11 protein-coding genes are annotated in these 14300 nt (G+C 73.5%); 4 read left to right on the top strand and 7 right to left on the bottom strand.

Annotated features, from left to right (window positions below):
* Positions 1-18: 18 nt before the first annotated feature.
* Positions 19-987, top strand: coding sequence for an aldo/keto reductase (locus LE548_RS16320; protein ID WP_225097573.1), 969 nt, complete (start codon positions 19-21; stop codon positions 985-987).
* Positions 988-991: 4 nt separating this feature from the next.
* Here LE548_RS16320 and LE548_RS16325 read toward each other — a convergent pair whose 3' ends face one another.
* Positions 992-1801, bottom strand: coding sequence for a phytanoyl-CoA dioxygenase family protein (locus LE548_RS16325; protein WP_225097574.1), 810 nt, complete (start codon positions 1799-1801; stop codon positions 992-994).
* Positions 1802-1866: 65 nt separating this feature from the next.
* Here LE548_RS16325 and LE548_RS16330 point away from each other — a divergent pair, with 65 nt between their 5' ends.
* Both LE548_RS16330 and LE548_RS16335 read left to right on the top strand, forming a co-directional pair.
* Positions 1867-2766 carry a helix-turn-helix domain-containing protein gene (locus tag LE548_RS16330; RefSeq protein WP_225097575.1) on the top strand — a complete coding sequence of 300 codons (900 nt, stop codon included), beginning with the start codon at positions 1867-1869 and terminating at the stop codon, positions 2764-2766.
* 307 nt (positions 2767-3073) lie between these two features.
* Positions 3074-5485, top strand: a complete 2412-nt coding sequence (locus tag LE548_RS16335) for a ricin-type beta-trefoil lectin domain protein (protein WP_225097576.1) — start codon at positions 3074-3076, stop codon at positions 5483-5485.
* Positions 5486-5503: 18 nt separating this feature from the next.
* Here the strand turns inward: LE548_RS16335 and LE548_RS16340 are convergent, their stop codons facing one another.
* From LE548_RS16340 to LE548_RS16360, 5 genes are all read right to left on the bottom strand, one after another.
* The gene (locus LE548_RS16340) at positions 5504-6022 is read right to left on the bottom strand and encodes a universal stress protein (protein ID WP_225097577.1); all 519 of its coding nucleotides are present in this window, start codon (positions 6020-6022) and stop codon (positions 5504-5506) included.
* Positions 6023-6054: 32 nt separating this feature from the next.
* Positions 6055-7308: an arsenic transporter gene (locus LE548_RS16345; protein WP_225097777.1), complete on the bottom strand. Its 1254-nt coding sequence runs from the start codon at positions 7306-7308 to the stop codon at positions 6055-6057.
* A 70-nt stretch (positions 7309-7378) separates the two neighbouring features.
* Positions 7379-8620: a hypothetical protein gene (locus LE548_RS16350; protein WP_225097578.1), complete on the bottom strand. Its 1242-nt coding sequence runs from the start codon at positions 8618-8620 to the stop codon at positions 7379-7381.
* 200 nt (positions 8621-8820) lie between these two features.
* The gene (locus tag LE548_RS16355) at positions 8821-9522 is read right to left on the bottom strand and encodes a DUF4232 domain-containing protein (RefSeq protein WP_225097579.1); all 702 of its coding nucleotides are present in this window, start codon (positions 9520-9522) and stop codon (positions 8821-8823) included.
* A gap of 151 nt (positions 9523-9673) precedes the next feature.
* Positions 9674-11071, bottom strand: a complete 1398-nt coding sequence (locus LE548_RS16360) for a serine/threonine-protein kinase (protein ID WP_225097580.1) — start codon at positions 11069-11071, stop codon at positions 9674-9676.
* A 47-nt stretch (positions 11072-11118) separates the two neighbouring features.
* On the opposite strand from LE548_RS16360, the gene LE548_RS16365 reads away from it, so the two are divergent.
* A complete protein-coding gene (locus LE548_RS16365) occupies positions 11119-11667 on the top strand; it encodes an RNA polymerase sigma factor (protein ID WP_225097581.1) in 549 nt (182 codons plus the stop codon).
* 3 nt (positions 11668-11670) lie between these two features.
* Here the strand turns inward: LE548_RS16365 and LE548_RS16370 are convergent, their stop codons facing one another.
* A complete protein-coding gene (locus LE548_RS16370; RefSeq protein WP_225097582.1) occupies positions 11671-14049 on the bottom strand; it encodes a SpoIIE family protein phosphatase in 2379 nt (792 codons plus the stop codon).
* Positions 14050-14300 lie beyond the last annotated feature (251 nt).

The raw sequence follows: 14300 nt of genomic DNA on the forward strand, positions 1-14300 counted from the left end.
ACGGCGGGAGCAGCAACGATGCAGTACGTGAAGCTCGGTTCCACGGGCCTGGACGTGTCGCGGATCTGTCTGGGCTGCATGACCTACGGTCTGCCCGACCGCGGCGTCCACGAGTGGACCCTCGACGAGGAGGCGTCCCGCCCGCTGATCCGGCAGGCGCTGGAGGCGGGCATCAACTTCTTCGACACCGCCAACGTCTACTCCGACGGCACCAGCGAGGAGATCGTCGGCAAGGCCCTGCGCGACTTCGCGAACCGCGACGAGATCGTGCTGGCCACCAAGGTCAACGGCCGGATGCGGCCGGGCCCCAACGCGGCCGGACTGTCCCGCAAGGCCGTCATGACCGAGATCGACCACAGCCTGCGCCGCCTCGGCACCGACTACGTCGACCTCTACCAGATCCACCGCTACGACCACGCCACCCCGGTCGAGGAGACGATGGAGGCGCTGCACGACCTGGTCAAGGTGGGCAAGGTCCGCTACATCGGGGCGAGTTCGATGTACGCGTGGGAGTTCTCCAAGGCGCAGTACACGGCCGAGCGGCACGGCTGGACGAAGTTCGTGTCCATGCAGAACCACTACAACCTGCTCTACCGCGAGGAGGAGCGGGAGATGCTGCCGCTCTGCGCCGACCAGGGTGTCAGCGCGCTGCCGTGGAGCCCGCTCGCCCGGGGCAGGCTCACCCGCGACTGGGGCACGGTCACCGAGCGCAGCGCGGGCGACAACTTCGGCGGCCGGCTGTACCTGGAGAGCGACCGCTCGATCGTCGAGGCCGTCACCCGCGTCGCGGAGGCCCGCGGCGTCCCCCGCGCCCAGGTGGCCCTCGCCTGGCTGCTCCACCAGGACACGGTGGCGGCCCCGATCGTCGGCGCCGGCAAACCCCGGCACATCGAGGATGCCGTGGCCGCGGTGGAGCTGGAGCTGACGGAGAAGGAGCTGGCGGAGCTGGAGCAGCCGTACACGCCGCGGGCGATCAGCGGTCACTGAACGGTCAGTGGGGTCCGTGCGGTACGAACTCCGTGCCGCACGGACCGGCCCCCTCGCTCTCCGCCAGCGGCACCCGCTCCCCGCTCATCGCCAGCGTCCGGTAGTACGCCCCGATCCGCTCGGCCGACCGTCCCACGTAGTGTCCGATGAACGAGCGCCGGAAGCGGTCGGCGGAGCGGTTGGGCCCGGAGCCGTGCACCAGGCTGCCGTTGAAGAACAGCACGTCCCCCGGCGCCAGATCGACGGGCACCGGCACGAGTCCGGGCGGCGGCGGGACATACTCGCGGGCGAACGACTGCTCCTCGTCGGCGAGTTCGGGACAGAACAGGTCCATCCGGTGGGTGCCCGGGACGACTTCGAGGCCGCCGTTCTCCCGGTCGATCGGCTCGCAGGCCACCCAGGCCGCGATGCAGGTGCCCGGCTCGACCCGCAGATAGAAGTTGTCCTGGTGCAGTGCCTGCCCGCGCGCCCCCGGCGGCTTGAAGTAGAACATGCTCTGCGCGGCCAGTACCTCCTCGCCGAACAGCACCTCCAGGACGGTCCGCAGCCGGGCGTCCAGCAGCAACTCCCGTGCCGGGGCGCTGAATTCGTGCGGCTGCATCACCCGGGGATGGCGGCGCAGCGGGTCGGGGTCGGCCGGGCGGGGCTCGAAGTGCCCCGGCACCGGACCGGCCGCGTGCAGCGCCGCGAAGACGTCACACAGCCGCTCGGCCTCGGCCCGGTCGAACAGCGCGCGTACGACGGTGAATCCGTCCTCCTCGAACCGCTGCCGGAGTGTCTCGGGCAGGATGGCGTTGTTGTCCGTGGCTGTCATGAGTGCGCTCCTGAAGTCCGGTGCTCCTGTGTCCGTCACGCTAGGCGGGCACAGCCGAAGGGAGGATGCCCGTGCGTGCTGAGGAACTGCCCGTGACGGCTGCGGCCGGCGCTCCGTCCCCGCCGCCCGGACTGGTGGTGACCGGCCGCTACGACCAGGGTCCGGGCTACGGGGTCAACCGGCCCGGGGGATCCGCCAGCTGGCTGTTCACCTTCACCACGGGCGGGCGCGGCCTGCTCCGCCAGGGCACCGCCGGTGCCGAGGCCGGCGCCGGGGACCTGGTGGTGCTCGCACCCGGCACCGGACACCGCTACACCGTCGCGCCCGGCGCCCCGCACTGGCGGTTCTGGTGGACCCACTGCGGAGCCCGCCCCTCCTGGACCCCGTGGCTCGCCCCGTACGCCGTGGCCGACGGCCTGTACGCCGTACCCTGCGTCCCCGCCGCCCTGCACGACCGGATCGACGCGGCCTTCGCCCGCATGCTCGCCTACGGCCGGGGTCCGGGCCTCGATGCCCCGCGGGGGCCTGAGCCGGTCGCCGTGGCCGAGGGCTTCCTGGAGAGGGAGCTGGCCCTGTGCGCGCTGGAGGAGGTCGTCCTGCTCGCCGCGCGCGGTGCCCGCGAGCCGGTCGCCGAGCCGGCGGGTGATGACCGGGTGTGCCGTGCCGAGGAGCTGATCGCCGCCGACCCCGGCGCCCCGCACAGTGTCCGCTCGCTCGCCGAGAGCGTCGCCCTGTCGCCGTCCCGCTTCGCGCACCTCTTCACCCTGCGCACCGGCCGCTCCCCGATGCGGGCCCTGCGCGAGGCCCGGCTGCGGCACGCGGCCCAGCTCCTGGAGGCCACCGACCTGACGGTGGAGCGGGTGGCGGCGGCCTCCGGATTCCCGAGCCCTTACCACTTCAGCCGGGTCTTCCGGGAACACCACGGGGTGCCGCCCGGCGCCTACCGGGCGGGTGAACGGCGGTAAGGGGGAGCGGTAAGGGGGAATCGCGTTTGCCTTGACCGAGCGTTTTTGACAAATCGTCAACAGAAGGTCTTGCGTTCGGAATAGTCGAGAACGTGAGATCCCTTGTTCCTCTGTGCCGCGCTGTGCAAAAGTGTGCGCTGTCGGCGTGCAGACAATTACATTCCCCGCTGCATGCGTCAGGCCGCTCCCCCGTACACCCCTCACGCTTCAAAAGAGCCGCCTCAGGTGGACGTCAGAGCTGCCCCATCACCTCCCCATACCCGTTGGTATGGACTAATTCCCGTATCGCGTCTGGAGGAATGCGGCCGTGAATGAGGCAGGCCTGTCGGACGAGCAACTCAGTGCCGAACTGAAGAAGTGGACGGGCGCGACTCCCGCGCTCCATCCCGTCGGTGAACTGCTCGACCGGCACTGGGAAGCGGCCTTCGCCTACGCCCGCCTGTGCACGGCGAGCCCGCGCGCCGCCGGCATGCTCACCACCGCCGCCTTCACCCGGCTCTTCGGCGCCTCGCTCCGGCAGAACGGCCCGTCCGCCGCATGGCGGCCCCACCTGCTGGTCACCGTCCGCCGGATCGCGGCCGAATGGGACGCGGACGGCCGACAGGAACTCCTGCACCCGGCGCTGCGGTCCGCCGAGACCGGTGAGCGCGCGTCCGCCCGGCTGCTGCCCCCGCCCGGCCGGCGGCTGCTGTCCCGTGCCTTCCAGCGGGTGCCCCAGATCTCACGCGCGGTGCTGTGGCACACCGAGGTCGAGGCCGAGCCGCTCGCCGTGCCCGCGGCCCTGCTGGGGCTGGACGAGGAGGAGACAGACATAGAGCTCCGGCGGGCCCGCGAACGGCTGCGCGAGGAGTGCCTCCAGGTCCACCGGGAGCTCGCCCCCGAGGAGGAGTGCCAGCGCTATCTGCGCATGCTCGACGTGACGTTCCGGCGCGGCGGCGTCGACCTGGACCCGGACCTGAGCCGGCATCTGGCCCGCTGCACCCACTGCCGCCGGACCGCCGACCAGCTCGCCGCGTTCAACACGGGCCTGGGTCTCGCCCTCGCCGAGGCGGTCCTCGGCTGGGGCGCCCGCGCCTACGTCGAGTCCCGCACAACCCACCCCGAGGAGCCCCCCGCCCCGGCCCCGGACCCCGCCTCCGTGGCACCCCCGTCCGGCGAGTCCTTCACCTCCCCCGAGCCCACCGGCCAGGGGCACGAGGGCCGGGGGCATGGCCGTGCTGCCGAGCGCGGGGGATACGGCGGTTCCGCCCAGCCTTCCGGACGCGGCGGTTCCGCCGGGCCTGCGGGATACGGCGGTTCTGGTGACGCCGTGGGATACGGCAGCTCTGCCGCGTCCGCCGGATACGGTCGTGCCGCCGAGCCTTCGGGGCGTGGTCGTGCTGCCGAGTCCGAGGGCTACGGCCGTGCTGCCGAGTCCGCGGGGCGCGGCCGCTTCGCTGAGCCTTCGGGCCGCGGCGGTTCTGCCGACTCTGCGGGGTACGGCGGTCCTGGGGAGCGCGGTGGGTACGGCGGTCCTGCCGCGTCCGCCGGATACGGTCGGCCCGCCGAGCCTTCCGGGCACGCCCGTCCCGCCGAGCCCGCCGGGCGCGAGCATGTCGCCGGGCCGGCGGGGCACGACGACGTCGTGCCGCCGAGCCGACGGCGCCCCGCGCCGGCCGTCCGCCGCCGCGGCCCCGCCGGCCCCGCACGACGGTCCGGCTCCGCCGAGTCGACGAGACCTCTCGGTGCCGTCGCGGTGCCGCGCCGGCACCGCGGCACCGCATCCGCCGAAGCCGCTGCCGCCGACGGGCCCGCGGGTCCCGACGAGCCCGCCGCCCCTTCCCGCCGCTCGGCCCACCGTGCCGCCCGGCGCGCCCGGCGCCGTACCCTTGCCCTGGCCGTGGGGACCGTCAGCGGGCTGGTCGTGCTGCCCCTGGTGCTGTGGTCGGTGCTGGGCTCCGGCGACGGCCCGGCCCCGGCCGGTGACGGAGCCTCCTCGCGGGCGCCGGGCAAGGGCGCGTCGAGCCCCGGTGCGTCCTGGGCCGGTGCGGGCGCCGCGGGGCAGGGCACGCTGCAGGGCCGGCTGCGCAATCTCGCCTCCGGGCTCTGTGTCGGTGTCGTCGGCGGCAAGGCCGTCAAGGGCGCCGAGACCGAACTCGCCACGTGCGGCGCGACGCCGAGCCAGCAGTGGACGTACGAGACCGACGGACGCTTGCGCAACTCCGCCGCGCCCGACCTGTGTCTGGACTCCAGCCTCGGCTACTCGGTCCGCCTCGCCCCGTGTTCGGCCACCGGCGCGGCCGCCCGGAACATCCGCTACGACTTCACGCTCCAGGGCGTCCTCGTGCCGCGCTGGAACCAGGAGCTGGCGCTCACTCCGGCCGCCACCGACGGGTCGGGCGCCCTGGTCACCAAGAACCGGGCCCCCGGCACGGACCAGCGCTGGTCCGTCGACACCGCCAAGCCGGAGCTGCAGATGGAGAACGTCAACTGGGGCAGCACCGTGGCCCCTTCGCCGCCCGCCACCCCGCGCCCGACGCCCCCGGTACCCACTCCCCAGCCGTCCAGGACCGCCCCGTCACCCACGCCGGCCCCCACGCACCCCACGGCCACCCCGACACCGACGCCCACCGCCCCGCAGGACCCCTGCTCGGCGTACCCGTACTACTGCGGTTGGGGTGGGGGATACGGAGGGGGGTATGGCGGGGGCTATGGCGGGGGAGGCGGGTGGCGCCGCTGATCCGGTGGCGCCGTCGCATCACGGACGGTGCGGAGGCGGCGGCGGGATCGTGCCCAGGGGCGGGGGTGGTTCCGGCCATACCAGGAGGACCGGGCAGGGTGCGTGGTCGACGGCGAAGCGGACCGCCGGGCCCAGGCTGTGCGGGCCGAGCCGGGAGCGGTCGCCGTCGCGGGCCAGCACCAGGAGATCGGCGCTCTCGCAGGCGGCCACCACCTCCCGCTCGACCCGGCCCGACCGCTCCTCGCGCACACACGGCCGGCCCAGCCGCTCGGCCGCCGCCTCCAGCAGTTCGGCCGCCGACGTCCCGCCGAGCGCCTCCAGCCGGTCGCCCGGGTCCCTCCCCCAGCCTTCGGCCGGGAGGTGCCCCCACGGATGCCCGCGCCCGAGCAGCCCGGCGAACGCCCCGTGTGCCAGCCCCGGCAGCTCGGCCCCGCTGACATGCAGCAGCACCACCTCCGCGCCCTGCGGCACATGGGCGTGCACGGCGTCCACACAGGCGGGCCAGGTGCCCTCGACGAGCCAGGCGATCACACGCATCCGGTCGGCCTCCCCAGACCTGGGACGGACTTTCAGAAGATCTGCAGCGACCCCCAGAGTGCCACCACCGCGACCGCGAGTGAGGACGGCACGGCGATCAGGCCCAGCCGGGTGAACTCCCCGAGGTCCACCTCGTGTTCGTGCTGGTGCACGATCCGCCGCCACAGCAGCGTCGCCAGCGATCCGGCGTAGGTCAGGTTCGGGCCGATGTTCACGCCGAGCAGCACCGCCAGCACCGCCCCCGGCCCGCCCGGCACGGCCAGCGGGAGCAGCACCAGCACCGCCGGCAGGTTGTTGATCAGGTTCGCCAGGACGGCGGCCAGCGCGGCGATGCCCAGGAGGGCGAGCAGGCCCGTGCCGCCCGGCATCGCATGTCCGAGGACGTCGGCGAGCCCGTTGTCGACGACCGCCCGCACCACGATGCCCAGCGCCAGCACGAAGGCGAGGAAGGCGGGGGCCGCCGCCCGTACGACGGTCAGCGGGCCGGCCTTGCGGCGCACCAGCGCCCGGCCCGCCAGCACCAGCGCGCCTGCCGCCGCCACCCAGGCCGGGTCCACCCCGAACGCCGATGCCACCACGAACCCGGCCAGCGTGCAGCCGACCGTGACCAGGGCGAACAGCGGCAGCCGGGGCGCCGCACCGAAGTCCGTGCCCACCGGGGCGGCCGCCGCGAGGTCACGGGCGAAGAACCGCCGGAACACGAGGTACTCGGCGCCGATCGCCACCAGCCACGGCAGCGCCATCAGCGCCGCGAACCGGGTGAAGCTCAGCCCGCTCGCCGCGAACGCCAGCAGGTTCGTCAGGTTGGAGACCGGGAGCAGCAACGATGCCGTGTTCGACAGGTGCGTACAGGCGTAGACATGCGGTTTGGGGCGTACGCCGGTCCGCGCGGCCGTGGCGAAGACCACCGGGGTCAGCAGCACGATCGTGGCGTCCAGGCTGAGCACGGCGGTGATGGCGGACGCCAGCGCGAAGACCGCCGTCAGCAGCCGCACCGGACGGCCCGCCGCCCACCGCGCCATCCACGCCCCGCACGCCTGGAACAGACCCTCCACATCGCAGAAGTGAGCGAGCACCAGCACCGCCGCCAGGAACCCGACCACCGGCCCGAGCCGCTCCGCCTCCGCCCGGGCGTGGTCGAGGGAGATCGCGCCGGTGGCGACTGCGATCCCGGCGGCCGGTACGGCCATGACGGCCTCCGGCAGGCCGAAGGGCCGTACGACGGCCCAGGCGAGCACCGCGACGAGCAGCAGGGCGGACAGGGCTTCGGCGAGCGGGGTGTTCAGGGCGGGTCCTTCCGGAATCGGTCACCGATCACATGGCGCCCGCCCATGAAAACAGACGATCGTGAACGTCTCAGGACGACTGACTGCCCGACCCGCCCAGGAACTCCGCCCAGCCGCCCGCCGGAGCCTGTCCGGGCACCAGGGTGCGCAGCTTGCGCAGCACCGCCTGGTCCTGCACCTCCAGCCAGTGCACGAGCTGCTTGAACGACACGAACCGCACATCGTCGCCGTACGCGGCCATCTTCCCGATCGCCTCCTCGACGGCGTCCATGTAGATGCCGCCGTTCCAGCGCTCGAAGTGGTTGCCGATGAAGAAGGGGGCGCGGTTGGTCGTGTACGCCCGCTGGAAGCCGGCGACATAGGCGTCCCGGGCCTGGGTGCGCCAGGCGTCGAACTGGGTGCGGTCGCCGAGCGGGTTGCCGCCGGACTGGTTGTACATCATGTTGTAGTCCATCGACAGGACCTGGAAGCTGTGCCCGGGGAAGGGTATGGACTGCAGGGGGAAGTCCCAGATCTTGCCGCCTTGCACCTTGCCCGGCCAGATCTGCAGACCGCCGGGGGAGCTGGCGTCGTACTTCCAGCCGAGGGCGGCCGCGGTGGGCAGCAGGTTGGACTGGCCCTCCAGGCAGGGGGTGCGGCCGCCGATCAACTCCTTGTGGTAGTCGAAGGGCAGCGGTTCGAGGTCCGTGAAGCCGGTGTTGGTCTTCCACTGCGTCACGAAGCTCATGGCCTGGTCGATCTCGCTGCGCCACTCGGCCGGGGACCAGTTGCGCACCCCGTTCGCCCCGCAGAAGTGCCCGTTGAAGTGGGTGCCTATCTCATGGCCCTCCAGCCAGGCCGAGCGGACCTCCTGGAGGGTGGCGTGGATGTGCCGGTCGGCGAGGTAGCCGATGTCGGAGGCGCCGACCGGGTGCTGCGGCGGACGGTACAGGTGCTTCTTGGACTCGGGCAGGGCGTAGATGCCGCTGAGGAAGAACGTCATCTTGGCACCGTGGTCGGCGGCCACCTTGCGGAACCGGGAGAACAGCTGGTTGCTCAGCTCGCCCGCCCCGTCCCAGGAGAACACCACGAACTGCGGCGGCTTCTGGCCCGCCGTCAGCCGCTCCGGCGTCGGCTGGTGCGGCTGGGCGCCGGTGTCGGCGGTGGAGCCGTCACCGATCGGCTTCACCGGCCGGGCCTGCGCGGTGTCCTTGCCGCCCGAGGCCGGACCGCTGACCGACAGGCCGGTGCCGTTGGAGCAGGCGGCCAGCGTGCCCAGGGCGCCCGCGGCCGCGCCCGCCGTCAGTATCCGCCTGCGTGAGATCCCGCTCATCTTGTCCCCGATTTCCTTCGTCTCCCGGCCCTCTGCGGGGCCTGCTCACCGTGCGGTCGACGGGTTCGATCGCGGGAGCCGGAAGAAAGATCGCGGCCGGCGGCGCCTGTTGCCGTCCTGTGACAGTTGTGGCGCGCTCATGACGAACCCCGCCGGCCCGGCGGGGCACAGCGGGGTTCTCGGGGCCGATTCTGCGCAGGTCAGGGGGCCGTTCCTGGGGCGAGCACGGACAGGAAGACGGACGAGGAGTTCCCGCTCACGGGCACCGCGCCGCCCGTCCACGCGACCTTCAGGGAGTCGCGTTCGTCCGGCGGCGTGACCAGCAGCGCGGCCGGGGTGGCCGTCTTCGCGCCGCTGATCCCCGGATTGGAGAACGTCAGCCCCGCCCAGGCGCTCTGCCCCGGCCGGAGCGTGACGGTCACCGGCGAGCCCGACTCGCGCTTGGGGTTCGGGCCGAGCTGTCCGCCGGCGGCGCTGACGAAGGCCGCGCCCGGATAGCCGTGCAGGGTGCAGGCCTTCCCGGAGGTGTTGGTGAGGACGACCGGGAAGTTCTCCTGTCCGGCGCCCGGGTCGTCGCGGCCCACGGAGGCCCGTAGCTGCGCGGTGTGGCAGCGGGAGCCCGTGGCCGTCGTGGTGGTCGTACCGCCGCCCTGCGACGCCGTGGCCTGCGGCACGGACGACGGGGCGGCGCCGGTGCCGGCGGAGGCGGACCCGGGCGCGGATGTGCCGGGCGCCGGGCTCTCGGCGCCGCCCGTCGCGGGCGCGGCCGTACCGGACGATGTGAGAGGCGGATTGCTGTGGACGTCGTGACTGCTGCTGCCACAGGCGGTCAGGAGGCCCAGCACGGCGAACGTACCGACGAGCAGGGCCCCGTGCCGCGTGGACCGGGGTGCGTACACCATGTCGCTCACCACTCCTGGATGATCACGGCACACGGGGAACGCGTGCCTGCGGCGCCGAGTGCGCCGTCATCACATTCCGATGCGCGCAGCGCCCGAGAAGTTCGGCACACGCAGGGTTCCTTCCCCGCGCCGGCCTCCGGCAGGCGTGGCGTCACCCGACCCGCAGCGAACGGAGGATGCCGTCCGTGGCGTCACCGGTTCCCCGCTCGCGCACCTGTACGTACACCTGCGGCTGACCGGTGCCGTCGTTCGCCGGAACCAGCGCGGACTCCGTGACCGAACCGCCGTCCGGGCAGCCGCTCCAGGCCCGCACCAGGCCGCGGAAATCCGTGTCGGAGAAGGTACGGCTGCCGGAGTAGCGGCAGCCGGAGTGGGCGAGGACCGACACCTTCGCCGTGAGGTCGCCGTGCTCGCTCACCCCGACGAAGACACCGTCCACCGGCTTGCCCAGATCGGCCCACCGGGTCAGGTCGTCGGCGACCACCAGCCCCGGCTCGTGTCCCTTGGCCAGCCCCAGCACACCCGGGTCCCAGCCGGAGTCGCGCAGCTCGCGGCCCCAGCCCGCGGGCACCCGTACGACCACCCGCCCGGTCGCGTCCTTCACCTGCGTCTCGTCCGAGGAGCCGCCGCGGTGGTGGAGGACGGCGGTCACCGCGGCCGCCGCGGCGGCGGCGGCGAGGACCGCGGCCAGCGACATCGTCACGATGTTCAGCCGTCCGCGCACCCCGTCCAGCCGCCGGGTGGTGTGAGGTGTCGCCGAGGCCGCCGCGAGCCGGTCCAGCTCGTGCGCGAACGCCTGCGCACCGGGCCAGCGCCGCGCCCGGTCCGGCTCCAGTGCCCGCAGCACCGCCCGCTCCACGTCCTCGCCGAGGTCCGGCCGCAGCCGGCGGGGCGGTACGACCCGGCCCGGGGAGCCCGGCACGGTCCCGGTGAGCAGCTCGTAGCCGACCGCGCCCAGGCTGTAGACGTCCGCCCGCTCGTCGATGCCCTCACCGGGCTCGGCCTGCTCCGGCGGCTGATAGCCCGCCGAGCCCGCGGCCAGCGTCAGCACCGAGGCCTGCGCGAGGCTCTTGGCCAGCCCCAGGTCGGCCAGCAGCACCCGGCGAGTGCCGTCCGGGGCGGTGTGCAGCAGCACGTTGGTCGGCTTGATGTCTCGGTGCACGATGCCCGCCTCGTGCAGCGCGGCGGCACTGCGCGCGGCCTCCGCGGTCAGCGCCAGCGCGTCCCGCACCGGCAGCGGGCCGCCGGCCAACAGATCGGCGAGGGTGCCGCCGTCGGCGTACTCCATCACGAAGTACGGCCTGCCGTCCGGGAGTTGACCGATGTCGTAGACCTGCACCACCCGGTTGGAGCCGGCCCGGCGCAGCAGCCGGGCCTCGGACAGGAAGCGCTCCCTGATGTCGAGCCGGTGGGTCCAGTTCTCGGCGAGGACCTTCACCGCGACCGGGGCCTGGAGCTCTTCGTCGTGCGCGAGCCACACCGTGGCGAAGGCGCCGCTGCCCAGCGGCTGTTCGAGGCGGTAGCGGCCGATCCGCCCTTGGGAGTGCATACGACTATCATGCCTGGCCTGAGATCGACTCGAAGGGGGGCCCGTCCGTGCAGGACCAGGCGCCGATGGAAGACCTCGCCCGGTGGGCCGCCGCGGGCGACAGTGCCGCGCTGGACCGTCTGCTGGCCGAGATCCGGCCGGAGGTCGTGCGGCGCTGCGGGCGCTTCCTGCCCTGCCGGGAGGACGCCGAGGAGGCCGCCCAGGACGTGCTGCTCCAGGTGGCCCGGTACATCGCGGCCTTCCAGGGCCGCAGCCGCTTCGGCACCTGGCTGTACACCGTGGTCGCCAACTGCTGCCGACAGAAGTACCGCGAGCTGAAGCGGCGCGCCGCCGAGCAGCCGGCCACCATCGAGCCCGCGTACGCCGTCGACCCGCGCACCACCAGCGTCATCGCCGGCTCCCGGGTGGATCTGCTGGAGGCCCTGGACCGCCTGGAGCGCACCCACCCGCACCTGGTCGCGCCGCTGGTCTACCGCGACATCTGCCAGCTGGAGTACGCCGAGGTCGCCGAGCGCGTCGGCATCCCGCTGGGCACCCTCAAGTCCCGTCTGCACGAGGCCCGCAAGCAGGTACGGCCCTGGCTGGCCGGATCCTGACCCCTACCGGTCCTCCTCGTACACCGGCAGCTCCGCCCAGATCGTCTTGCCCTCCGGGGTGTGCCGGCTGCCCCAGCGCTGGGTGAGCTGGGCGACCAGCAGCAGACCCCGGCCGCCCTCGTCGAAGATCTTGGCTCGGCGCAGATGCGGGGCGGTGGGGCTGGTGTCGGACACCTCGCAGATCAGCGTGCCCGCGTCCTGGATCAGCCGGAGCCGGATGGGGTGGGAGCCGTACCGGATGGCGTTGGTGACCAGTTCGCTGACCACCAGCTCCGCCGTGAACGACGCCTCGCTGAGCCGCCAGGTGTCCAGCTGCTCCACGACCTGCTTGCGGACCGGCGCGACGAGCGCCGGGTCGGCCGGGATGTCCCACGTCGCCACCTGCGCGGCGGGCAGGCCCCGGGTGCGGGCGAGCAGCAGTGCCACGTCGTCCGCGGAGCCGCCCGGGGGCAGCAGGGTGTGCAGGACGCGGTCGCAGGTCTTGTCCAGCGGACCGGAGTGCGCACCGAGCGCCTCGTGGAGCAACGCCCGGCTCGTCTCCGGGTCCCGCTCCCGGGACGCCACGAGCCCGTCCGTGTACAGCGCGAGGACGGTGCCCTCGGGCAGGTCCACCTCGATGGCCTCGAAGGGCAGCCCGCCCACCCCGAGCGGGGGACCGCCCGGCAGGTCCAGCGCCCGCGGCGCGCCGCCCGGCCGGATCAGCACCGGCGGCGGATGTCCGGCGCGGGCCGCAGTGCAGCGCCGCGACACCGGGTCGTAGACGGCGTACAGGCAGGTCGCGCCGACCTCGCCGGGGCTGTCGGCGCCCGACTCCTCCGACAGCCGGACCACCAGGTCGTCCAGGTGGGTGAGCAGTTCGTCCGGGGCCAGGTCGATGTCGGCGAGGGTGCGTACGGCCGTCCGTAGGCGGCCCATCGTGGCCGAGGCCTCGACACCGTGCCCGACGACGTCCCCGACGACCATCGCGACCCGCATCCCGGACAGCGGGATGACGTCGAACCAGTCGCCGCCCACCCCGGCCCGCGCGGCCGGCAGATAGCGCGAGGACACCTCCAGCGCGGCCGTGCGCGGCAGGGAGCGGGGCAGCAGACTGCGCTGGAGGGCGAGCGCGGTCTCCCGCTCGCGGGAGTAGCGGCGGGCGTTGTCGATACAGACGGCGGCGCGGGCGGTGATCTCCTCTGCCAGCAGCACGTCGTCCGCGGTGAACGGGTCCGGGCGCCGGTAGCGAGTGAGGACCGCGACCCCGAGGGTCAGCCCGCGCGCCTGGATCGGCACCGACATCGAGGAGTGCATGCCGAACTCCCGCACCCGCTGGGCGCGCGCGGTGTGCCAGGTCAGCCGGTCGTCGATGTCACCCTCGGTCACCGAGGCGACGATGGTGTGCCCCGCGGTCAGCGAGTCGGCCTGCGGGGAGCCCGCCGGGTACTCCTCGGTCTGCCCGGGGCTGATCACCGCCTCCGGCACCTCGGGGTGCACCGAGCAGTGGGCGATCCGGCGCAGCAGCACCGGTGCCGTGATGCGGGCCGGGGGCTCGCCGCCGTGCTCATGCGGGTCGAGCAGGTCGATGGTGACGAAGTCGGCGAGGGCGGGCACGCACACGTCCGCCAGCTCCTGGGCCGTCCGGGTGACGTCGAGGGTGCTGCCGATGCGCACACTCGCTTCGTTCACCAGCTGTAGCCGCTGCCGGGCCCGGTAGTTGTCGGTGATGTCGTGCGCTGCCAGACACACCCCGCGCACCCGGCCCGCGCCGTCCCGGACCGGGGCCATCCGGGCGAGCCAGGCGTGGGCGCGCTGCTCGCCGCCCGTGCGCAGATAGGTCTGCACGTCCAGCGGCTCACCGCTGGTCAGCACCTGGAGCATGGCCTGCTCCAGGTCCTCGCTCTCCTGCTTCCCGCCGATCTCCGCGAGCCTGAGACCCCGGAGCCGCTCCTCCGGCAGGCCGGCGACCTCGGCCATGGCGTCGTTCATCCGGCGCAGCCGGAGCGCGTCGTCGTACACGGCGAGCGCGCACGGCGACTGGATCAGGCCCGCGTCGACGAGCGGGTCGTCCGCGGTGGGCGGCTCCGCGCCGGTCAGCGGGGTGACCACCAGCCAGTCGCCGCGGTGTCCGTCGCGGGGCGGGCGGCGGTGGGCGAGCAGCCAGACCGGGATCATACGGCCGTCCCGGTGGCGCAATCCGACCGTACCGTCCCAGCGAGGGCCCGGAGGGACGGCCGTCCCGGCGTCCCCGGCGAGCAGCCGGGCGGCGGGGCGGCCCAGGACCGCCTCGGCGGGGTGGCCGAGCAGGCGCCGGGCGCCCTCGTTCCACTCCACCAGCGTTCCGTCGTCGTCGATGACGGCCCGGGCCGTCATCGCATCGTCGAACGGATAGACCCGGCTCATCGTCGCCGCTCCCAGCGCACACTCACAGTGAACAGGTGGCTCCACTTCCGTTCCCAGCCTAGTGCGTCACGCCCGCCCGCGAACCCGCGCCTCCGGCCGACTGACCGGTCCGTCGAACACGGTCAAGGGGAAAATCCGGCCGATGTGTCATCGGGGTGCGGACACCGCGTGCCGCACCCTTGACGATCGCGCGTGGCAGGCCGTCAGAATCTGTTTGTTCACGATCAGTTGTGATGATTTCTGGGCCCTGA

Origin of the sequence: Streptomyces sp. CoH27 (genome assembly GCF_020181035.1) — a bacterium.
Taxonomy (GTDB): Bacteria; Actinomycetota; Actinomycetes; order Streptomycetales; family Streptomycetaceae; genus Streptomyces; species Streptomyces camelliae.